The sequence below is a fragment of the Planktothrix pseudagardhii genome, from assembly GCF_904830925.1.
GTDB lineage: Bacteria > Cyanobacteriota > Cyanobacteriia > Cyanobacteriales > Microcoleaceae > Planktothrix > Planktothrix tepida.
This window is the reverse complement of sequence record NZ_LR882967.1, coordinates 715,292-738,029: the sequence shown is the minus strand read 5'-3', so window position 1 is coordinate 738,029 and position 22,738 is coordinate 715,292. Positions and strand designations below refer to the sequence as shown.

Genomic DNA, 22,738 nt, shown 5'->3' with positions numbered 1-22,738 from the left:
TCGATCGTTACACGAGATTGTCAAGCAAATATTGGTCTAGGTTCAGAACGGTCTGGCGATCGGTTGCCTCCCCTTGTGTGGGATATTGTTTTCTCGTTCCATCTTTTTTCTTACCTCCAACTTTCCACTGGTAAGTGCTAGCAGCAGGGTTGAGGTCAAATACAATGTAATGGGGGAGCTGATCGGGAACCAGCAAGGGTTTTTTCTCTAAATTGTTGTATTTCATAACTACCTGAATGGCTTCGTATCCTCCCACCTTAAACGCTTGCGTTTCCACTTTAACCAGGAACTTGCTAATTTGTCGAGCCAGCGCACTGTCGTCAGGCACAAGTTCAGACAATGCCAAGAAAGGATTTGAACTCGTGCCCCACTTATCTTCCCCCGGTCCTGGCCAGTTAATTTTCGTGTCTAGCGCCTTGTGCTTGATCTCGATTCGATACTTATAGTCGTTGAGTTTAGGGTCATTTACCGGGATAGACCACTCCTCAATCTCCCTTGTTACCTGCGTGTACCTGAACGTTTTCGTCAAGGTTGTACCGTGTTCGTACTTTAAGAAAACGGTTACAGAGTCAAAGCGTTTGAAATCAAGACCGCTCTCATCTACATTTATCGTCAGTACGTTCGGCTGAGTTTCATAGGCTGGCCTTCCCGCAGATTGGATAAAAATGCGCCGATCTTCCCTTCCGTTCTCCGATTGTGTGTACTGCTGGTTGTTAACGCTAACAAAAGTACAGCGGTAGTTGAATTTCCGCTTCGATGCGTCCATCAGAGGAATGACCAAGGGCGGGACGGGAGTTGCCGCCCCTGCTGTCAGCGTCCGATCGCCTGTCCAGTTGTAGCCGTTGGCCTCATCTGTATAAATAACATCGACGAACGCCAGTTGGTCGGTGATGGGATTGAGCAGGGACACAATATCGATATTCAGCTTGCCATTTGTCCGGTCGGGCACGACGAGAGTTGACACTGATGTGGTGACTGGCTCAGTTTTATGAGTGGAGCCGTCCTGCATTTTGTAAACGAAGTGGCTGGTGTAGGAGCGAACTTCCGGATCGCTCAGTCGCAGTTTCCAGTGCTGTTCGGTTGGTGAGTCAGGGAAGAAACGCAGTACCTTTGGCTGGGGTTTCCAGCTCTTGCTTGCATAGCTGAGATGCACTTCGATTTCCTGAATTTCCGCCCAGACAAAATTGCGTTCTAGCGTGGCTGCGATATCCAAAAATCCAAGAGACTTGTATGGATCGATTTGCAGTGACCGGCTCTGGGTTGATTCCGCCTTGATCGGGTAAACATTCTTCTCTCCTTCCCAGCCTGACAGCGTATTTGGTTTGAAGCGGTACTCGAGCTGATAGTCATAGGCTGTGTCCCGCTTAGCGTTGGTAGAAAACTCTTTAGCCCACCGCTGATTATTGTGTCTGTCAAAGGTGAAATCACCTTTGTAGTCGCCACCGTACTTCAGCTCCACACTCACAGACTCGAGGCCAATAGAGTCAAAATCAAGTGGCCCACTGACTGACACCTGAATCTTCTTGAAAAAATCGTCATTCAGGTTAATTTCCTGAAAATGTGCTTTCGGATCGAGGTTTTTGAGCAGGATGCCAAAGAACCCCTGAGGTGCGTAGCGCTGTTTCCAGGCTCGGGTTGAGGAGTAGGTGTAGGTAGCTGTTTTTGTTTCTTCCTTACGAACAAATTTGATCCCCAGAGTTCCCCAGTTGATCGGACTCAGAAGTGGCTTTGGACTCGCGTTCTCAGACGCTGCAGCCCCCTCTGTCTCGTTCTCAGTCAATACAGCGTCCGAGACTGCCTGTGTTACTTGAGCTGCGACTTGCGGATCGCCAGCATCTTTCCACACATCACCATCTTTTATCTGAGGCTTAAAATAATCTTTAAGCAGCTGTTCTGTGAAGTATTGAAGCGCCCACTCTCGTTGTTTTTCTGTATCTGCATCATCGATTTGACTGAGAATTTCAATTTTGAGACCCTGGTTTTCCTGAAGCCATTTCAGTTGCGTACTCAAATCCACCTTCATGGTGTTCATCATGTCTTGACTCAGGGGAATAGTTGCTTTAAATCCAACTCCCAGTGCGTTTTCGATTTGCTGGAAATCAGCAGTAACTTTGACTTCGAGCGCGGGCCGCAAACCAGTGAATTCCAAATCGTAGAAGATTCCTACCGGCTGTCCCTGATTTTGGAACGATCGCTGAAATAGCGTGGCTTGTTCTTCGGTCAAATTCAAGCTAAAGGCTGCACTGTTATCCCCGGCCAAAGAGGGGACTCCCAGACCGGATATGTTTTCCTGACCGACATTCCCAGCGGCCACCTTTACGCTTCCTTTATCAAAGACAACAGGAGCGAGTCTGGGCTTTTTCGAGATTTTACGGAGTTCACTGAGTATGCCATTCCGAGTTTGTTCGTCCAGACTCAGGTCAGCGGTGAAGGCGAGAAACCCCCCACCTTTTTGTGCAGCGTCGGAGGTGTACTTGAGCAACGTAAACTCTGGCTTGCCGTCTTTTTTTGCCAGAGAGATGGTGCCCAGATACCAAAACTGGTCGGGATCTTTATGGTCGGGAAATACAGTGACACCCTGAACTGTTATGGCTTTGTTACTGAATAATAACATGCGAATTTTCCTCGAATTGGTTTGGGTTATGGGACTTACTCAGCGACCCTTAATTATGTGGTGGGGTATGTGCAACACTTGCACGCTCTAGACATAGAGGCTTTGCATAAGTCCTGAGCTTGGATGTGTTGGATCGTGACCTTGAGTTTTTGATTAAGTTTTGACCGCATCACGGTGCTTTTACATCGAGACCTAAAAGAATTCGGTTGCCGACAGTAGCAGATTTCAAAATCTCCTTTGCTCCCTGATTGAAGCAGACAATGACTCTGTAGTCAACTCTTTTGCAGTCCGGAAGGCGCTGGTTCGCCTCAAAGGTTTGGCACCGGGATTTTAGAGGGCTGAATTCGAGACATACACTCTGAATCGGAAGACTGTTTTCTGGGTCTTTATAAGATAATTCTAGATAAACAGTTCTGATTTCGGACCAATTAACCGTAAGCAGGACAACGGTAACTTTGCGTTTGAGCTGAAATGGATCGCGGACAATAATCTGTTCCTGGCATGGCCATTCTGGCGTTTCCCAGAAATCGCCTGCTTGGTAGGGGTAATAGGTTAGTTTGTATAAAAACTGCCGCCGCTTAAAATCCCGCACAAACATTGTCCAGGTCAGCGCAGAGTTGTTCTGACGCAGATTGAAAGTCTGTTCCTGCCGAATTAGATTATCTTCATCGAGATAGCGAACTTCCACCTTTACAGAACGATAGCGATCCCACGGGAAGGACTGGGGCGTAAAAATCGGAATTTGCTCATTTAAGTAGAGGTCGTCGTAGGGAAAAATCTCCAGATTATCGCGGTCAGTTACCGTTTCCCTTGACTCCACCTGCTGAGGGCGTCCGCTGTAGTTACTGATGTTGAAAATAACTTTGTAACTCACCTTCACGTCCCGCTGCATCACCTTCTTGTTCAGGGTGCTGTCCCACTTGGTGCTGGCGCTCCAAATCGCGGTTTCTCTGTCCGTGGAAGACCACAGGAAAACAACTCGCTCTCTGTCTGAAATCTCACCGTAAGTGAGAGTTACCTGGATGTGATTAATGTCATCTCTCTCAAAATTAGCGCGACAAATCACCGCCACTTGGCGCTTTTGGAAAAAGCTATTCTCAAGGTCTATGGAAGTGATAAAGTCATCGGGTTTGAAATTTCCTTGTTGAATGCCCGACAGCAATCCCTGGAGATACCCCTGGGGATAGATGCTGCGCCTCACCGCCGCCTGTTCGTTGATGGCCAGATTGAAAGATCGTCGGTCGATTTGGGTAATATCAAGTTTGTAATAGCTGAATCCCATCGGAAAAGAAAAGCCTCCGCCTCCTGTCTCCTGAATGGGGCCGAATTTAGGTTTAAAAAAGGTGGCCAGCACCATTTGTTTGATTTCCTGGACAATCCGATCGCGACTTTGTGTGGCAGCAGCCGTCTGTTCCTCTAGTGGGACAGCATTTTCCTCCTCAATTTCGAGGACGCTGCTCTCAACCAGTGAGTCCACGATGTTATCGATATTGATGCTGAAAAAAATCAGGTTGATATCATAATGCTCCTCAATATGCTTCTGGACGCGATCCAGTTCAGCGCGGATGCGGAAAGAGTAAGCAGGTCTGGTGGCGAAGTAGTCGAGGCAGTAGGCAACCCCAATCGGCGCGAACGCACTCTGGAAGAGTGCCTGTTTGAGCAGGGTCACCTCATCTCGACCGAGTTCCACAGAAAATACTGCTTGGTTGTCACCAAAGAGCGATGGCTTGGCCGAGTAGCTGTTGTTGAGAATCGTCAGCGTCACCGTGCCATCCACCAGTGGAACTTGTTCGAGGCTGTGCCGGTCTGTTTCGAGTTGCTTGGCGATCTCTCCCAAGGTTTCTTCCTTGACACCCAGATTCACCTCCAGGGTGAAATAGCCACCTGTGATCTCTTGCTTATCATCCCGGTACTGTATCAGTCCGAGCTTGGGTTTGCCCTTTTCGTCGGAGGTCAAGCGCGGCTGTTGCTGGATGTAGTAGTATTTGCGCGGATTTGCATCATCACCAAATAGGGAAACCCCTTTGATTTCCCTGCTGTTGAGATATTGCAGCACTGCCGTCATCTCCATAAATCGGTTAACAATCGCCAAGCGGTTGAGGCGGGGGCGCTGTCGCCCCATTCCTCTACTTAGAAGTCGAAATCAGAAAGACCGCTGGTGGTGCCAGTGCCAGAACCGCTGCCGGTGCCAGAACCGATGCCGGGGCTGGGGGGGGCACCCCAAACATCCAGTACAGACTCAAGATTCACAACAGCATCGGTTGAGGAGATCCAGGTCGCGTCAGAGGGGTGATATTCCATCGAACCATCTTTTTTCTTGATCTGGGCAAGCCACTTATAAGTGCCGATGGCACCTGCTGTGAGACGCTCAGCCACGAAATACTGGACTGGCTGTTGCTGGTTTACCACCAATCGCGTGCGTTTAGAATCGTACTCAATGTTGACGGCGATAGCCAGGTAATTCGGCTCAAACTGGAACAGGTTCCCTGCAGTTACTTTCACCAAGAACTTGCCGTTGGCCGCAGCGATCTCGGCATCGGTCTTGATAATTTCACTTAAGTCTAGGTTGTTGGTATTCTCTGTTGTCAATTCCACCGGCCAATACAAGTTGAGACTTGAACCATTGAATACAGCTTTGTGCCGGATCAACAATCGATACTTGTATGACTTTGGGCCTCCCTCCTTCAGGGGGACAGACCACCGGTCTACTATATTGTTGTTGCCACTTTGAAATATGAATTTGTTCTCGTCCTCTTTACGGATTCCGTTTTTCGCATCCTCGTACAGCAACTGCACCTTTATGCGTTCAAAGCGCTCCGCAAAATTCTGTAGGCCGGTTTCATCAATTACGACATTCAGAAGCTGCTCTGGCGGGATGCCGACCAAGATAAACGAGGTATCCACCGACTCCGAACCCTGATACTTAGAGCGGTTACCATCGTTAAAAACCAGCTGTGTGTCATATTCCAGCTTAGGTGTCATACTCGCTGGAAATGTGGGCACTTTCCAGCTTTTTGATTCGCTGCTGTTCTGGAAGCTCACTGGAAAATTGATTGTGAAGTCACCTAGCGCGGGCACTGTGTACTTGAGGGTGCTTGCGATGAGGAGCACATTGCTGTCTAAACCAGAAGGCAGGATTGTATAGGTGCGAGGTGCCAGAAATGGAGGCTCTATATAGATGTCGGTTTTGTAATCTGTTGCCCAGTCAACTTTCTGTTTTTGGGAACCGGGCGCATACACAAAGCGCGACCCATCTTTCAAGACAAACTCTGTATGGTACTTGACAGGCACGGGTTTGGCTACCAGCAGAGGTTCGACAAACTCATCCGCATTCGGTTTAGCCTGGGTGAGAGTGATCTTCTTCTCGATCGGGCTTAGGCCATCTGGCTCGAACTTATAAGTGACTTGAGCTCGATCAACCAACTGCCAATCTATATTGTCGCCTTTGATGTTGGCTCGGGCAATCCCTATGTCCTGAATATTGATATTCAGAACGCTACCGTCTATTTTTTGAGCCTGCGGGGTGTTGAACGTTTTTCCATTCGCGTACCCGATCTCGTAGGTATAGCTACAGGTCTGAACAGGCTGGCCGTTCTCTATCCCGTAGCTCCACATGACCGGATTTTTCTTGTTTTCCCCGCCATTGGGAGAGGGTTCCGGTTTCCCCTTTGCTTCAAACAGCACAGTTTTGTTTCGATCACTCGTCTTGCAACCTAAGTATTCGATGTCAACCCTCACATAGCTGATCTTCAGCTTCTCAAAGTCGCCATTGACAACTATCTGGAGGGTTTTATCCCGGTAAAAATCATCAACCAAATTATAGGCTTTGAAGTATTTATCCAATGCCTTTTTTAACTCATTGTCGTCTAACAGACCATCAGGATTCAAAATGCTGGAGATTGTGGGAAGCTGCAGTTGAGGGAAAATGGTCTGCTCGACCGCTCGACTCTCACTGTATGTAATATTGATGTCTACAGTCGCGCTGAGGACTTCAGAAACCTTATCCGGATTCTTTTGGAAGTGCTGGCCTAGGTTACTGATATCGAGCCCTTCGGTCTGGTTTTTCAGAATATTCGTCAGTTGCTTATTTCCCCAGTCTCGCAAGTCTTGTTCGAGCTTATTCTTTTGCTCTGGAGTCCAGCCTTGTCCCAAAACAGGACCAACCTTTACACCATAAGTTTGTTTTTGCTCTAACTCCTTTTTGATATTCTCTTCTGTCGCCTGACCCCAGACGTTCCGATCTATTGTATGTGCGAAGGAGGCTACTTCGCTTGACTTGTAGAAAACTGTCACCTCGGCTGGGGGCAAAACGGCCTCAAAACTCATTTCATACCTGACGCCGGCGATAGAGCCTCCCGCTCCTTCCTTGAGGGCTTTTTCCAGGAAGGTTGCCCCGTGCTCCGTAAGTTCCAGGTTGAAGATCGCATTATTGTCTCCAAAGCCTGAGGGTTTAGGAGGGGTTGGGTTGGGTAGTATCAGTCGGCTGTTAGAATCCTTAAGCAGTAGTTCTGTTTTAGTCTGGGTAAAGGGTACGGCGTTCAGCTTGACGTTAGTGGGTATAAACTGCTGCCACCCCTGTGCCGGCTGGTATGTCTTGGCGAGGGCGTCAACTTGCTGATCAGTGTATCCCAGGTTTTTACTGAGAGTCTTCCACTCTCCTTGGGGTTGTTTTTTATAAGCCTCCAACATCTCGACGATATTTTTAGCGCGCTGCTCCAACTGCGGGTTGAGTTCTTTGGATAGCAGCTGCTTGATCAGGTCTTGTTCTTGGGGATTGGGAAAGGGCAGGACAACCGTGAAGGTGCAGAATCCTCCCCCTTCTTTACCTGGGCCTGGATTGTACTTCGTTACAGTGAAGTCTAGGGCCTTTCCGTCCTCCGTCCGTTTGTATGTCGGCGTAGCTGGAATCACGTAAAACTGATTTGGATCTTCGTTATCTCCATAGCACTGGTAGCCCTGTCCTGTGGATAGCTTCAGGAACTTCTGGACATGAGTCGTTAACATTTTCAAACTTCTCCGATTTGAGACATCTACTATTAAGACGCTCGGTTAGGGCAGTTTCTGAAATTTTGGATTGCAGTTATCGCCTGATTTTTCAGATCCTCAGCCCTGATAGGGGCCATCGATCCGATGCGGATAAGTAAAATTGCTCAGACGTTTTGGTTTGCCGGGGTGACAAAATTGAAAGGAGGGCTTCCCTCTGCGGAAAAGCCCTCCCCCACACTCTATCACCGGCTGGTCGCAGGCGGAACGCCGCGCCCTCAACCGCGCATCTGGCTTACAGGGTCACCTGGGTATTCTCTGTTTTAAAAACTTTAGATGAAACTAGACTGCCTTTGGCCGGGGTTTCCTGCCAGCTGTACTCAATGACGCCACTGAGGTTGGGGCTTCTGGTGACAAAGTAAACATTTTTGGTCCATTCCGCATCTCTCTGGTCGAACTCAACGGTCTTGGTTTCCCGATCGCCGTCTCCTGAAGGCTTGTAGGTAACTTTCACCCGCACGCCCTTTGCTCGAGCCACTTGGCGAGCCGAAGCATCGACCACAATCTTTGCCAGTCCCACATTTTCTGGTGCCAGCACCCACTCCCCAGATCTGGTGGGTGGGAGTTGCGCGGTGAAATTCTCCCCTAGAGAATATCCAGTCTCAACTACCAAAGGCTCTCCGGGAGGAGCGGGAAGGGTCACGGAATGGAAACTGGGCTCTTCGAGAGTCTTGGTTTGCCCTGCACAAGTGACCCGGATCGAATAGAGTAAAGTGCTTTCCGGCTCAAACCCCAACCGAACCACTTTCTCTCCCGCAGTTGAGCCAGTCCCCCCAGAAGTGCCCCCTGCTGCAGTTGGGCCAGTCTCACCCAAAACGGGGCGCAATGGCTCATCAATAGTTTCGGGTGAACTTTGGATGCGATCGCGACCGTTTCCGTCAGGAAACCAAGAACTCACGTCAGTCTGTCGCTCGACGGAGTAGCTGTGAGTTTCTGTGTCTGTGAACTGCGCCTCCAAGGTGGAGCTATCGGGGAGGATATTCCCAGCCTGGGCTTGCTGGGCTCGCGGGAGGAGCAGGTCGGCGGCACTCTGCTTGACCTTGCCCTCCACTCTTTGGCGAAGTTCCTGCGACACCGCATTGACTTCTGTGATACTGAGGGTGATACGCCCCTCAGTGATGGCCTTTTCTATTTGAGCGTGGCAGTCCCCCAGAGAAATAGGCCTTTGCTGCTGTTGGTTCCTTTTGGGAAACAAACCTCCTAACCTGGAGGTTGGCTGCTGTTCTCCCCCAGTAGCGGTTTTGACAAGCTCCGCAATATCAGCAGCCACATCCCCCGCCAGGCGGATGGCGATGGCAGCGGTTACTCCAATCTCAGCGCTGTATTTGACGCGCAGGTAATCTGGCTCACCGCCGAGAGCGGAGAGGGCTTGGTGTTTTTCTCCAGCGGTGAGCGTCTCCTGGAAAATGGTGGTGTAGGGCAAGAACCCAGAAGAGGGAGAGGTTTTCAATACCTGAAAGTTTCCTTGACCGTCCCCGATTTCCAGCGACACTTCTGGACTGGAAACCGAAGCCATATCCAGGACGATGGAATGGGAGTTGATCTGGTAGCGCCGGGCTATCTCTGCCTTTAGGTCTTCGAGCAAGCTGGACTCCACATCCCATCGGGTCTGCAATTGCAGTATGGCACCCCGATCGCTGACCCAAAGGCTGAGGGTGGGCTGACCGGAGAAATCTGGCTCGGGTTTTGGTTTGCCTGGGATGTAATATAAAGTCCGGCCATCCGAGCTGGCTGCCTGGTAGCACCGGACGCCATGGAACTCAAAGCCCAGGGTTTCTGGCAATTTAGTCATGTTTAAGAGGTGATTTATTCAGTAAAGATAAGCAAGAAGGACAGGGGGGCTAACTGACCTGTACCGTAGAGGCTGCGGGGTGGGACTGTCTGACCCTTAACTGCTAGGGGTAAAGGTAGGGAACTTTTCCCAAGGTGTAACTGGTGAGTTATTCAGCGCTGATTTCACAAATAAAGCTTCACTGCTCTCTAGCTATTTTCAAGTCAAAGTTACCACAGTAGTGGCAGTCCGTTGGGTGAGATCTCGCAATTGCCCTCCCACAACTATGCAATTTAAGCTTTGCTTCACAAATTGGCTGGCAGTGGCCTGAGAGAAATTCACACTTGAAGGTTCAAAGGTTGCGAGGGGGAGCAGTAATCTGACCAAGGGGACGGTTGGGAACTGGGGCCTTCAAGCTGCTGCCGGTAGCGGTAGCGGGATTGAAAGGGGGATTGAGGCAAATACTTGAGTGCCTGTTTGGGAGTATCGGGCAAGAAAAATAAGGTAATTTTGTCGGTTTCTGGTCTTCCCTCCGGCAGGAACTCAAAGACGGCAAATAGAGTGTTCTTAAGCTCGCAGCTCACCTCAACCTGCTGAGTCCCGTACTGGGGCAGGGAGTGCAAATCCAGCCAAAGGGGATTGGCCGGCACCGGATCGAGCTTAATGGTTCCTAACCCTTCCTTGGAACGAGCTTCAATTTCTAAGGTAGCTCCTTCCGCGCCTTTGGGAATGGCCAGGGCGATCACTGGCCGATCGAGAGTAAGCGCAAACAGATCCTGGATCTGAGACCCGCTGTCAGGGCGTTTCAAAATTCCCTGGATGTCAGCCATCTCCAGCAAAGACCGAGAGGCTTCCACCGGCACGAAATCCACGGGAAAGTCATCGGGATTGAGGATCAGCAAATCTCCCTGATAGGTTTTAACTGTTCCGTTGAAGCGTTGAATGCCTGTTGCGTCTTGAAGGACGGCATAGGTTTGCAAGGTGTACTCTTGCTTCTCGGCAGGAGAGAAGCGGAGGACAACAGCCGGAGTGTCGCCAGATTCGTTCAATTCTTCTGTCTCTACTATGGCTTGGGGACGCCTGGGGATATTGGGTTTTGCCCGAAAGGTCACTCCCAAGGCCACAACCCCCCGTCGCTGTTTCGGAAGGTTATCAGCGAGGTAAACCCGCAGGTGTCCAGTGTTAATCGCCGGAACAACTGTCTGTTTGACCACCTCGTCGATTCCTTGGTCTTGGACGAGCTGTCGGGCGGCGGCAAACGGATCGAGTTGGAGTACCAAGGGGCGATGGGCTGGCGTAGGTTCTGACAGATCCCAGAGGAAACGCCCGGTGCCGGTGTCCGCCGGTGAGAGCAGGGCGATGCGGGGGCCGGCACCAGCGGTCTCCGCTGGACAAAAAGTGCCGAAGCGTTCCCGGACGCGATCCGCGAGCACCTCAGCCACAGCGCTAGGAGCGATGGCATCCAGGTTCCCTTCGACCTTCAGATTTGCGGAGTTAAGGCTGTTTCGGAAGTAATTGACAATCGCATCCCTGGGAACCTGCCTGTTCTGATTGCCCAGATCTGCTAGAGCTTCCAGCAGCTGTTTGGGGTCAAAGCTGACTTTCAGTGGCAGTCGGGGGGACACACCAACTATCTCCATCTCAGCTATGGCTTTTAATCCCAGCAGATTGCCCCCCTCACCCTTCAGGGAATCTCGCAGCAGGAGAGCGTTGTTTTGCGAGAGTTTCAGCAGATATCGCCCTCTGCCGAGACCGTTGCCAGCCAGGGGAACCGGTTGCAGCAATTCTTCCGGCACACGATCTATTTCTGTCAAGGGGCGGAAGCGGAGAAATCCTGACGAGAAGCAAGCAGGGACGAGGGTAGCTCCCGAAGATCTCTCGCGCAGCACCCTCAGCGCTGTGTCCATCTGGTAACGAGACAGAACCGCAAATTCCAGCATCCCATGCGGTTCCGGGGGTCGAGAGAGATTCTCTCCGCGCACGAGTGTTAGCGCGAAATCAGGTTTTCCGTCAGCGCGGGCAGCGATTTCCAAGCCATCGGGCACGAGAACAAAGTTGCCAGTGCCTTCATAGGGGTAGAATATTTTAACTTCTGCCTGGATGGGCGCATAAAAATCAGGCAATCCTTGCAAGGACATGTCACACCTCACTTGGGTACACAGATAATTTCTATCGTGATTTTGTCTTTATGGAAGCTGAATTAAGCTGGGCAATACAAATTCGCCATCTTCTGCCAACTGCTTTTAGACTCATCGGCCCTATAGGTCAATTAGACCTTCCCATCTATGTAGATTATTTCCTCTGTCGTTGTCAGCCAATCAGAGATTGTTTGCTGTCCATCCTTGCGAATCACTCTCTTTTTGTAATGATAGGTTCCCGGATCTTCTTGCCCCCAAAAAATCATACTGATAGGCAACCGAACGGTCACGCTGGCACTCAAGTTGCTGGCGGTGAGTTCTACAGCATCACTCCGATCGAAGTCCACCACAATAGACTGAATCTGTACAAATGTCGCTACAACTGTCCTAAGCGTGATAGACTTAGTAAAAGTTATCGGTACATTTTTCTCAATTGTCCCCCATATCTGCGCTTTGTTATCCGGCAACCGACATTGAAATGGGATACTCTCTCGCCCGAACCCTGGAATTTCAACCGCAACCTGTCCCGTCAAAAGCGTGTTTTGTACTTCGCTGCTGAACATGGCATCCCAAACAGCTTGAAAATCCTTCAGAGATAAGGTCAAACTGTCAAAAATTCCATCCTTAAGGCTGACTCGAGCGTTGCGAACTGAGCCGATCTGTCCGGGAATGGACAGGCTGAACTGGAGCTTCCGCTCGTCGGCGTTCAGAGGCGAGAACTCCAGACCTTCAGCCCCTGACGGCAAAGGAGAGGGCGCATAGTTGAGCAGCGCTCTGGCAGCCGCTTCCAGCCTGTTAGCATCTACAACTGGCGCTGCGTAAAACTCTAGAATCGCTCGGATTTTTTCCTCATCGAACGAACCGTCAGACGACTCAAAGGACAGGGAAATGGTTGGACCTTCGGAGTCCGATCTCCTGCCAATTTCAAAGCTGTCCGGCAGGTAGTAAAATCGATAGCGATCGCTTGCATCCTGGTAGTACCGGTACGAAATGCCCTTCCAAGGGACTTGCCGACAAATCAAAGCCTGTCCTGTAAGAGTGGGTTTGATGGACTCAAATATGTACTGGTACAGCAAAGGAGGAAAAAAGAAGGTGTCGTCTACGATGTTATCCAGGATATTATTCTGTTCCTGATACAAAAAAGGAGTGTAGGTAACGATTAGCTGCGGGCGATAGGCTTCCGTGCTTGACCTGCTCGAATAATATCTCACCCTGTAACCGTAGCTTTTAACACACAGGGAAATCTTCTTATTCCCCGCCAACTTTGCTCTCACCGCAGGTGTGATGTCTGCGGTCATATCGCGGTTATCGATGCTTTTCGGCTCCTGGCGCGACGGTGGCAAACTGTCGAACCCGTACCAAGTCCACCAAGATCCAAGCATCTCGCCAATTTGAGGCTGATTGCCCCAAGTGAGCGAGGTAGGATTCCAATTGTCGTCTAAAACTAAATGTGTGTACTGGTTTCCGTCTCCTCCATAGGCATAACCTGCAAAAGCGGTCATTTGAAAGTTCACACTGTCGATTCTGACGTTATTGGGCAGGGAACTCAGATTGAAGCGCACATAGGCGAGTTTCTGCTTGCCGTCCCCCTTCCATAAGGGTTCGACTTCGAGATACGGCTGGCTGCCGAAGTTACTGCCACTGCTATCTTGGATGACATAGCTGTCCGCTTCCGGATAGAGCTTAACGGTTTCCTTCCAACGCTGAAGATCGGCAGGAGATAATTCCGTCACGGAAGTTGCCACCCTCACCTTGCGCCTGACGACGAGGGCAGCTTCATAGCTTATGTCAGTCAGCACCGCATAAACTTTGTCTCGTTCTTCTAAAGTGTTCACTCGCAAGACGGCTTTTAATGTCTGCTCTCCGTCTCGTTTCGTGACTTCCTGAAATTCCAATGACTGTGGCTGCCCTTGCCACCGATAGTTGATCACTACCGTAACTTGGGGTGCTATCGCTTGGGCATTGCGGATCTGAGGCTCTAGACTCGGGGCAGGATAGGCCTGGAGATACAACTCCAGAACCCACTTCTGACCGTCCGGACGCATCGACATGCGATACCGTCGCTGGCCGGAAACTTCTTCTTCTGCCAGCTGGTAGCGAGGCAGATAGAGCTTTTGTGCCGGGTCAGTCGCTCTCTCAAACAGAATCTCATCTTTGACTTCACCCGTGGGGGAAACCGGAATCCTGAGATCGTTTCTGGGAACGGGAGTCCCCGACACTCCCTCATCCGGCTCTCCTGACTGTACTCCTCCCTCTTCGAGGTCCACGACTCTGAAGATTTTGGTCATGGCTGGCTGAGTGCCAACCATACTTTTTAGGGTCACCAAATTTTGCGACAGTTCCATCACAGCTTTTTTTGATGTCCAAATTACTCGTTGTATTTATAAGACGCTGAAAAAAGGCTATTTTTGAAATTTTTGAGTTTCATGCTATTTCTGGCAGATGCAATGAAACTCCTGGGGAGGATTGGCAAGGTCTTTTTGGCTTTCTAGGGACACCGGCTCCTGAAAAACCTCTAAGGGCGAGAACCGTTGTCAGCAGGAGTTTACGAGGGTTTCATGGCTTCCTCGACCACCCCGCCGATGGGGTGGTGCAAGTAACAGGCGCGCTTAAAGCCCACGGCTTGCACCCAGGGGACTTTTGGCTGCACTGCCTCTGGCCTTGCCAGCAATCACATTGAATGCAATAAAAACTAATTTTTTACAAAATGTATTTTTTCTTAAAACTGTTTAATACAAAAAATTAATTAATCTTAATCCCCAAAGATAGCGAATTTCCCTTGACAGACATCTATCTAAAGGAATAAATTTTTTTTATGTCGGGACAGAGAGATTAGTTTGCCTGTTTCTAATTGGTCGGTGTTGTATCGTTCCGAGGTAAGAAAATGAGTTTAAATACTCTCTCATCTGGCGTTTTAAAATGTTGTGATCATTCGTCAGATATGGGTCAAAATTTTTGGCAGCAATGGCAACAGTATCAAGATTACCTTTATCGTTGCTGCGTCAAGTGGATGGGTGGAAATTCAACCGATGCTGAAGATGCGCTCAGTCAGGCAATGCTAAAAGCTTGGGAGAAGGTGCAAAAATATGCCACAGGAGAAATTACTAATTTTAAGGCTTGGCTGACGACACTTACTCATAATCTTTGTGTGGATCTTCTATGTGATCAGGAAATTCTGGTGCGAGCTTTTGCGCGTTTAACTTCTCGATATGCTCAATTGGAACACCGAGGGGCTCAGATTTTTATTGGAGATTTAACGGAAAAGCGAGATATTGAAAAAGCCTGTCAAGGTATCCAATATATTATTAGTACCCATAGTAACCCCAATGATCCATTAGGGGTTGATTATCGGTCTAATATTGATTTAATTGATGCAGCAAAAGCCAATAATGTTCAACATTTTGTATTTATTTCTGTGTTAGGAACTGATCGAGGCTATCAAGATTCCCCGATTTTTAAAGCCAAGCGAGAAGTTGAGAAATATTTAGAATCTAGTGGGTTAAATTATACTATTTTAAGACCGTCAGCCTTAGCATCTAGTTTATTACCCTTAGCAGAACGCTTTAAACAAACGGGGCTTTATTTATTAATTGGGGATGCTAAAAATCGAACTTCTGTTGTTAGTACCGATGATATCGCTCGAATTGCCATTGATTCAGTCTTTATCGAAGCAGCAAACCAGAAAATTATTCCTGTAGGGGGGCCAGAAATTCTCGCTAGAGAAGATATTTATCAAATTTTTAGTCGCGTTTTTAATCGAGAAGCGATTGTGATTAATCTGCCTTTATTTTTATTTGATGGACTACGAGGAAGTTTAGGATTAATTAATTCTGATTTATATCAAAAATTAGGAACATTACGAGTTTTATTAGGTAATGAATTCTTCTGCACGGCGGAGGAAATTCAAAACTTAGAGCAACTTTTTTCGATTAAAATGGAAAGTTTAGAAAGTTACATTCGTCGGTATTTAAGCAGTTAATAATTGTCTTAATTATTCCATTTCAGGAAGTAGAGACAATTGAGTCAGTTGTTGATTAATAACATAAGCAACGGGTTTCTTGGTTTTTTTTACTTTCCCTTCAGCAACGGCTCTATTTAACCAATCTTGCATTTGTCCTTGTCGGACTTCCAAACGTTCAGCAATGGATTTCGTATCTAAAGGTTGATGTAAATGAGCCAGGATGAAGGGTAAAACTGCTTCATAAATATCCTTTGGACTCATCGGAAAAACTGTCGGGATAGTGTCTGTAACTTGATGCTCAGATCCTTGTGTTTTTTCCTCAAGTTTGGGTTGAGAGAAAGTCGTTTGATTCATATCTTTTAGAGTTAATTGATCTATTGCTTCAACTTCTGAATTAACTGCCTCCAATACCGTTCTTAATAGTCCTTTTAACGAAGAAGATGCAGGTATTATAGGAAAAGGTTGGGCTCCTTGTTTAACTAATTCTTGATTCCCTTCCGGTATAGTATCTTGCATCCGTACAAAAACGGGTATATCTTTAATTTTTGAAAGTGCTTCTGTTGCTCCCGCCCAAGTTCCACCTGTTTGATAACCAGAACTAACAATTAAACCATAATCGGCTAAAGCATAAATATATTTATTTCGACCCATTGCATTACCCGTGTTGAAGCCAGCATTCGGATCATAAGGAGAAATTAAAGTTAATCTACCTTCAGCAATACTATTGCGATATTTACCATTTACAGAGGTTTTAATTAAACTATCAGCTAACACCCCAACAGCCGTTCCACCCGCTTCTAATATCCCTAACATTGAAATTTGATCGACCCCACGAGCACCGCCAGAAATGACCTGTATTCCCTCTTCAGCGCAAGTTTTTGCGATGGTCTGAGTATAGTCAATTTCCTGTTCAGTAACATCACGAGCACCAACAATAGCTAACCCCCCAGCAGAAAGTAATTCTATATTACCAGTTCCATAAAGAATTGCAGGAGCTTTTTGTTTTAATCTCTGCTTCAAACGTTTAGGATATTGACTATCACCTCGTCCCATTATCCAGAGTCCTTGAGTTGTCCATTTTTCCACAGCTAAACTCAGCATTACACCTCGTTCTAGTAATGCTTGAATGCGCTGAATATCCAATTTTTCAATCGCAAGATTTTGTAATTTATTGTTAATATTTGAACTTAATAAATCCCCAGGTCGCATTTGATTGTCCTGAAGCCAACCTGTTAAGAGATTATACTCAGTTAAGGTCAGAGGTTGGGGTTGAGAAAGTCGATTTTGTCCAAAGCTGGCACATAACAACAAAATCGCTTGAGTATCGGGTGATAGGATAGGATGATTCATAATTTTATTATAACTTTTTTAATCGGCTTTTTCCAAATAATTTAACGCTAAAGCAAGGGGAAAAACAGCACCGCTACCCGCTTGTTTTAATAGGGCTGCAATGACCGTCAATGTCCAACGAGAATCGACCATATCATCTATTAAGAAAACAGCACCATTCATGACATTCTCAATATCAACTTCAAAAACCCCATCTAAATTATGCGCTTGTTGGTAACTGTTACTCATCTCTTTTTGTTGTTGATTGGGTTTAATTTTTCGCACCACTGGAATAAAAGGTAAATTTAATTGATTAGCCAATCTTTGAGCAAAATTCGGCACAAGTTCTGGACGATTTAAAGAAGGAACACAAGTAACCCAAGTCGGGAAAGGTTGAGGTTGCCATCGTTGAATCATATCAAAAGCACCCTTCACTAACTCATCATTAAAATAATGATCTTGATATTTTCCTTTTTTAACGAATTCTCCCCAACCTGCATCACCCCAAAGAGATAATGCTCTTCCTGGTTCAGCTTTTAAATTGTTTTTAATATTACCAGAAAAACTGTATGTTAATAAAGCTTGTGATGCCCATTGTTTTCGAGGTTCAATAATTTGATCGCTGCGACGTAAATATTGAATTGCTTGATTAACTAATTCTATTGAGCAAGTTTCTGGGATTAAAGGTTGACCCAAACACACCGCACATTTACCGCAGGAAGTTGGATTAGAATCATCTAAAGCTTCTGCGAGAAAAGCCATTAAACATTGTTGACTTTTCATGTATTCTTGCATTTGAAATTGTTCAGCAAGACGAATTTGAGTCAACTGTTCAATTTTCTCTGTATTGGGTTTATAATTAACTGCTGTAGGGGTAGCATTCCATTTAGATTCTATCTTAGTTATAGGGGAGGGAAATTCCAAAGACAACAATTTTAACACTTTCTCAATTTGTCCCCTAGACAGATTCAATTTTTGCTCAAGTTGAACAACAGATAAGCCATTATCTGCTTGATTAAGAGCATTTAAAACTTCCTGAGTATGGGCTTGGGGGGGAAAAGCAGTTCTAATAAAATAGTTAGTAATATCCTCATCTTCATTCCCATTTAAAAGAATTCCATAAGCTTGTTCTACGGCTCGTCCGGCTCGCCCCACTTGTTGATAATAATGCACAACAGAACCCGGACGTTGATAATGAATAACAAATCCTAAATCCGGTTTATCAAAACCCATACCTAAAGCCGTTGTAGCGACTAACGCTTTAATTTCATTATTCAGAAGTTGGTCTTCTAAAATTAATCGATCTTCGTTTTTTAGCTGACTGTTATAAGCTTTAGCCACAATTCCTTGTCTGTTTAACCAATCTGCAACTCTTTCACTATCCTTAATGGTTAATGTGTAAATAATACCGCTTCCGGGTAAGTTCGGCAGATGTTGGGCTAACCATGCCATTCTAGCGGCTGGACTGGGAATATAAATATTTTGCAGTTGTAAACTTTGGCGAGTTAAAGTTCCTCTGGAAACTTGCAAATTTGTTCCTAATTGAGTTATAATATCATTAACGACTCGATTGTTTGCTGTAGCTGTTGTGGCTATAGCAGGAATATTAGAAGGTAAATCATTTAAAATTCTAACAATGCGACGATAATCCGGGCGAAAGTCATGCCCCCAGTCAGAAATACAATGGGCTTCATCAACAACAAATAAGCCAATTTTTTCAGACATTGGTAAGAGTATTGTTTCCCGAAATTCTTCGTTAGCAAGTCGTTCTGGAGAAATTAATAAAAGATCAATTTCATCGGCGAGTAACTGATTTTTAACTTGTTCCCAATCTTCTGTATTTGTGGAGTTAATTGTTGCTGCTTTAAGCTTAATTCTTTCTGCTGCTGAAATTTGGTTTCGCATTAAAGCGAGTAACGGTGAAATAATCAAAGTTGGGCCGTTTCCTCGATTTCTTAATAAGCGAGTGGGGAGAAAATAAACTAAACTTTTACCCCAACCCGTCCGTTGGACAACAAGAAGACGGGAACGGTTTTCAATTAAAGTTTGAATGGCTTCCCATTGTCCGTCTCTAAATTCAGCAGTTTTATTATTAAGAGCAGTTCTGAGAAGTTCTAACGCTTCTTGTTTAAGTTCGTTGGTCATATTAATCACGAGTTGAGGGAGTTATCAGCTTTTAATTTTAACTGACTCAACAATTGACACCTAACGTCCCACATTGAACAATTCCGCCATCCGATCTGCTAAGTTGGATAAAGCACTGATTGGGGTAAAATGGCTCAAGTCCCCTGCTCCAATTGATCCCCTGGATCATAACAGTGCGTTATTCTCCGCATAGGTAACGGATGTCAGCAACATTCATCCATCAATTTAATAGCGGTTTTACGCTATTCCTCAGCTTACTGGTTGAAGCGATCCCCTTTTTACTCTTGGGGGTGTTATTTTCCAGTTTGCTGTTGTGGTTTGTCGATGAACAGAAACTCTTATCCTATATTCCTCCCCATCCCCTCCTAGGGGCGTTTGTGGGAAGTTTAGTCGGGTTTCTGTTTCCTGTGTGCGAATGTGGGAACGTTCCCGTCGCCCGTCGGTTACTATTGCAAGGGGTTCCTTCATCGGTGGCCATTGGTTTTTTATTCGCCGCCCCCACTATTAACCCCATTGTCATCTGGTCAACTTGGACAGCGTTTCGAGATCAACCGGAAATCGTAATTTTACGGGTTTTATTTTCTTTAACCATTGCTACGATTTTAGGCTGGGTTTTTAGCGTCCAGAAGGACTTAAGGCCCATTGTTCAACCCGCTATCGCCCGTGCGTTACCCATCGTTGACCCTCCTCAACCCTCTGACTCTGAGGTTAAAGGTGCTTCCTTGCTTCAGTCAGGAACCTATTTTTTAGGGGAGTCCGAAGAACGTCTGCGCCTAGAGTCCCTTCCCGCTTGGAAAACTCAAAAACTCCTGAAAAAACCCGCAAAAAAAGCACCTGTCGCTGTTAAACCTGTCCGTGCACCTTGGAAAACAATATTTTTTACTCCCACAAAAGAACGTTGGGGTTCAATGTTAGAAAATATGGTGCAGGAATTTCGAGAATTAGGAGGAGTATTAGTCTTAGGAAGTTTTATCGCTGCACTCATTCAAGTGGCGGTTCCCCGTGAATTTATTCTCAATTTAGGTCAAAGTCCGGTGACATCAATTTTAGCGATGTTATTATTGGCGGGAATCGTTTCCATTTGTTCAACCGTTGATTCATTTTTTGCCCTCTCTTTCTCGTCTGCATTTAGCAGTGGAGCACTGTTAGCCTTTTTAGTTTTTGGGCCAATGATTGATATTAAAACCGTTGGTTTAATATTATCGGTTTTTAAACCCAGGGCGGTTTTTTATCTTGTTATTCTGGCTTTTCAGTTAACCTTTTTATTGACCCTAGCGGTTAACTTGAATTTCAGTTAATTGAGCTTGGGAGTTCTCCACACCATGACGCATCTAAAGCCAAAAATCATCCATTTCTATCAGCAATTTTCCACTAAATTAGACAACCCTTGGTTAGATGTTGTCGCTCTATTCCTCTGGGGAATTTTATTATTAAAATATTGGATCACTGGAAAACTTTATATTCTCATTCATCCCAATTATTTTGGATTAACCGTTGCTGCGGGTGTGACATTGTTGGTGTTAGGGGGATTAAAAGCTAAACAAATAATTCAAGAAACTTCATCCCCAACGGTACAACATATCACCTTATTTCCCAAAGGGTGGAGTAGTGTATTATTAATCTTTACAGCTTGTTTGGGATTATTGATCACCCCCCAAATGTTCGGAGCTCAAGCTGCATTACAACGCGGGTTAACGGAATCTTTACCCATGACTCGTGCTCAACCCCAGGAATTTAGAACCGCCATTAAACCGGAAAATCGTTCCTTAATTGAATGGGTGAGATTACTGAATGTTAATCCTGAACCCGATGCTTATAAAGGTCAAAAAGCAAAAGTTACTGGGTTTGTCATTTATCCTCCTGATTTACCCCAAAATTATATTTGGTTAGGACGATTTATTCTAACCTGTTGTGCGGCGGATGCTTACCCGGTCGGGCTTCCGGTTTTACTTCCTGAAGGCAAATCTCGACAATTATATGCTCAAGATACTTGGTTAGAAATAGAAGGAGAAATGTATACAGAAACTTTTAATAATCAACGCAAATTAACCATTAAAGCTCAAAACATTAAAGCCATTCTTCCTCCTAAAAATCCCTACGACTATTAAATCAGTTATCAGTTATCAGTTATCAGTTATCAGTTATCAGTTGTTAGTTGTTAGTTAAAATCTGGGATGATGATTTATGAATAGTTTTACAAGCAAGTTCAAGACTTTAAAATGGGTTCAGCCGTTAGATCAAGCAGCATTAATTTTAATGGTTGTTTTAACCGTTTTGATCGGAATTGTTTTATTAACAGGTGATCGCACTACTCCCCAAGTTCAAGAATTTACTTGGCAAAATAAACAAATTGGGGCGGAAGATATGGGATTTTTAATGACCTTTAATCGACCCATGAATCGAGAAAGTGTTGAGAAAAATTTGCAAATTGATCCGCCTCTTTCGGGTAAAATTAGTTGGGCAGGACGACGTATGGCCTATACTTTATCAGAACCCGTTCCCTATGGAACACCCTTTAGTGTGCAGTTAAAAGGTGCTAGAGATCATTTATATGGAGAGAAGCAAGGAACATTAATTGCACCCTTTACAGGATTTTTTCGCAGTCGAGATCGGGCTTTTGCTTATATTGGAGTTCAGGGAAACGAAGAAGGACGATTAATCTTAGTTAATCTGAGTCAAAAAGAACCTAAACCGATACCTTTAACCCCTGAAAATTTAGTGGTTTTAGATTTTGAACCTTATCCCAAAGGGGATCACATTCTATTTTCAGCGATTCCTAAAACCGGACAAAAACAAGGATTAATTGAACCCGAATTATATACGGTGACAACGGGAATTAATCCTCAATCTCCCGAAGATAATTCTAAATCCGTCCAACCTCCAGGGGAAATTGAGAAACTTTTAGATAACAAATATTATCGGAATTTAAAATTTGATTTATCTCCCGATGGCAATATAATTGTGATACAACGGGTGAGTAAAACTAATCCTAATGATGCGAGTCCTTGGTTTATTGAAAAGGGGAAATCTCCTAAACCTTTAAATGCTCAGGGTGGAGACTTTTTAATTGCACCCGATAGTCAATCCGTTGTGATTGCTCAAGGGCCTGATTTAACAACAATTTTACCCTTAAAACCCGATGCTAAACCGTTAGAATTTTTACCAAAATTCGGTCAAGTTTTAAGCTTTGCACGCAATGGAAGTGCCGCAGCAATGGTGAAATTTAATCCCGATGGCACGCGATCACTATTTGTGGTGAATAACCAAGGACAAGAACAAGAACTTTATCGCACTCCCCCCTTTGGCAATATTATCAGTGCTGAATTTGATTCCAGTAACAGTATTTTATATTGTTTAATTACTGAAGTTTTGGATAATCCCGAAACCTATCAAGAACAGCCTTATATTGTTGCGATCGATATCAAAACTAAACAAGTGATTCCCTTTGTGATTTTACCCAATCAACAAGAAATCAACATCAGTTTATCCCCCGATGGATTAGCCTTACTGTTTGATCAGACCGTTATCAAAACTGGGGAACCCGATGATTTGGAACAATCCACAAAAACCCAAGGAGGAGATACCATTAAAACCAGTCGAATTTGGATTTTACCTCTCGTCATTGATACACCGACCGATGGATCTAAACCTCAAGTTAAACCCGAAGAATTACCCTTTTTAGGGTTCCATCCCCAATGGCTTCCCTAAACTAAGCCTCTACTGTGTTAACGTTCTTT

12 protein-coding genes are annotated in these 22,738 nt (G+C 45.8%); 4 read left to right on the top strand and 8 right to left on the bottom strand.

Annotated elements, in window-relative coordinates:
* Positions 1–7 precede the first annotated feature (7 nt).
* The 6 genes from NMK36_RS03120 to NMK36_RS03095 all read right to left on the bottom strand — a co-directional run bounded on the left by NMK36_RS03120 (position 8) and on the right by NMK36_RS03095 (position 13,911).
* A complete protein-coding gene (locus NMK36_RS03120) occupies positions 8–2,614 on the bottom strand; it encodes a hypothetical protein (protein WP_072720410.1) in 2,607 nt (868 codons plus the stop codon).
* A 169-nt stretch (positions 2,615–2,783) separates the two neighbouring features.
* Positions 2,784–4,736 (bottom strand): hypothetical protein, encoded by a 1,953-nt coding sequence (locus NMK36_RS03115; RefSeq protein ID WP_139295111.1) that lies wholly within the window; start codon positions 4,734–4,736, stop codon positions 2,784–2,786.
* A gap of 8 nt (positions 4,737–4,744) precedes the next feature.
* On the bottom strand, positions 4,745–7,618 hold the full coding sequence (locus NMK36_RS03110) for a hypothetical protein (protein WP_254172969.1): 2,874 nt from the start codon (positions 7,616–7,618) through the stop codon (positions 4,745–4,747).
* Between the two features lie 274 nt (positions 7,619–7,892).
* A complete protein-coding gene (locus NMK36_RS03105) occupies positions 7,893–9,449 on the bottom strand; it encodes a hypothetical protein (RefSeq protein ID WP_072720413.1) in 1,557 nt (518 codons plus the stop codon).
* A 317-nt stretch (positions 9,450–9,766) separates the two neighbouring features.
* Entirely contained in the window at positions 9,767–11,566 is a 1,800-nt protein-coding gene (locus NMK36_RS03100; RefSeq protein WP_072720414.1) for a hypothetical protein, read from the bottom strand.
* Positions 11,567–11,697: 131 nt separating this feature from the next.
* Positions 11,698–13,911 (bottom strand): DNRLRE domain-containing protein, encoded by a 2,214-nt coding sequence (locus NMK36_RS03095; protein ID WP_139295112.1) that lies wholly within the window; start codon positions 13,909–13,911, stop codon positions 11,698–11,700.
* Positions 13,912–14,450: 539 nt separating this feature from the next.
* Between NMK36_RS03095 and NMK36_RS03090 the strand changes: the two genes are divergently transcribed.
* Positions 14,451–15,545 (top strand): NAD(P)H-binding protein, encoded by a 1,095-nt coding sequence (locus NMK36_RS03090; protein ID WP_254172968.1) that lies wholly within the window; start codon positions 14,451–14,453, stop codon positions 15,543–15,545.
* 12 nt (positions 15,546–15,557) lie between these two features.
* Here the strand turns inward: NMK36_RS03090 and NMK36_RS03085 are convergent, their stop codons facing one another.
* Positions 15,558–16,877 (bottom strand): DNA-processing protein DprA, encoded by a 1,320-nt coding sequence (locus NMK36_RS03085; RefSeq protein WP_254172967.1) that lies wholly within the window; start codon positions 16,875–16,877, stop codon positions 15,558–15,560.
* 18 nt (positions 16,878–16,895) lie between these two features.
* On the bottom strand, positions 16,896–19,001 hold the full coding sequence (locus NMK36_RS03080) for a RecQ family ATP-dependent DNA helicase (RefSeq protein ID WP_254172966.1): 2,106 nt from the start codon (positions 18,999–19,001) through the stop codon (positions 16,896–16,898).
* Positions 19,002–19,201: 200 nt separating this feature from the next.
* Here NMK36_RS03080 and NMK36_RS03075 point away from each other — a divergent pair, with 200 nt between their 5' ends.
* From NMK36_RS03075 to NMK36_RS03065, 3 genes are all read left to right on the top strand, one after another.
* On the top strand, positions 19,202–20,299 hold the full coding sequence (locus tag NMK36_RS03075; RefSeq protein ID WP_072720421.1) for a permease: 1,098 nt from the start codon (positions 19,202–19,204) through the stop codon (positions 20,297–20,299).
* 24 nt (positions 20,300–20,323) lie between these two features.
* Positions 20,324–21,109, top strand: coding sequence for a TIGR03943 family putative permease subunit (locus tag NMK36_RS03070; protein WP_072720422.1), 786 nt, complete (start codon positions 20,324–20,326; stop codon positions 21,107–21,109).
* A 76-nt stretch (positions 21,110–21,185) separates the two neighbouring features.
* On the top strand, positions 21,186–22,709 hold the full coding sequence (locus tag NMK36_RS03065; protein WP_254172965.1) for a hypothetical protein: 1,524 nt from the start codon (positions 21,186–21,188) through the stop codon (positions 22,707–22,709).
* Positions 22,710–22,738: the final 29 nt, after the last annotated feature.

Coding starts and splice junctions, on each gene's coding strand:
- NMK36_RS03095 (WP_139295112.1), bottom strand. CDS start 13,911: ATGGAACTGTCGCAAAATTTGGTGACCCTAAAAAGTATGGTTGGCACT.
- NMK36_RS03080 (WP_254172966.1), bottom strand. CDS start 19,001: ATGACCAACGAACTTAAACAAGAAGCGTTAGAACTTCTCAGAACTGCT.
- NMK36_RS03085 (WP_254172967.1), bottom strand. CDS start 16,877: ATGAATCATCCTATCCTATCACCCGATACTCAAGCGATTTTGTTGTTA.
- NMK36_RS03115 (WP_139295111.1), bottom strand. CDS start 4,736: ATGGGGCGACAGCGCCCCCGCCTCAACCGCTTGGCGATTGTTAACCGA.
- NMK36_RS03120 (WP_072720410.1), bottom strand. CDS start 2,614: ATGTTATTATTCAGTAACAAAGCCATAACAGTTCAGGGTGTCACTGTA.
- NMK36_RS03090 (WP_254172968.1), top strand. CDS start 14,451: ATGAGTTTAAATACTCTCTCATCTGGCGTTTTAAAATGTTGTGATCAT.
- NMK36_RS03065 (WP_254172965.1), top strand. CDS start 21,186: ATGAATAGTTTTACAAGCAAGTTCAAGACTTTAAAATGGGTTCAGCCG.
- NMK36_RS03075 (WP_072720421.1), top strand. CDS start 19,202: ATGTCAGCAACATTCATCCATCAATTTAATAGCGGTTTTACGCTATTC.
- NMK36_RS03100 (WP_072720414.1), bottom strand. CDS start 11,566: ATGTCCTTGCAAGGATTGCCTGATTTTTATGCGCCCATCCAGGCAGAA.
- NMK36_RS03105 (WP_072720413.1), bottom strand. CDS start 9,449: ATGACTAAATTGCCAGAAACCCTGGGCTTTGAGTTCCATGGCGTCCGG.
- NMK36_RS03070 (WP_072720422.1), top strand. CDS start 20,324: ATGACGCATCTAAAGCCAAAAATCATCCATTTCTATCAGCAATTTTCC.
- NMK36_RS03110 (WP_254172969.1), bottom strand. CDS start 7,618: ATGTTAACGACTCATGTCCAGAAGTTCCTGAAGCTATCCACAGGACAG.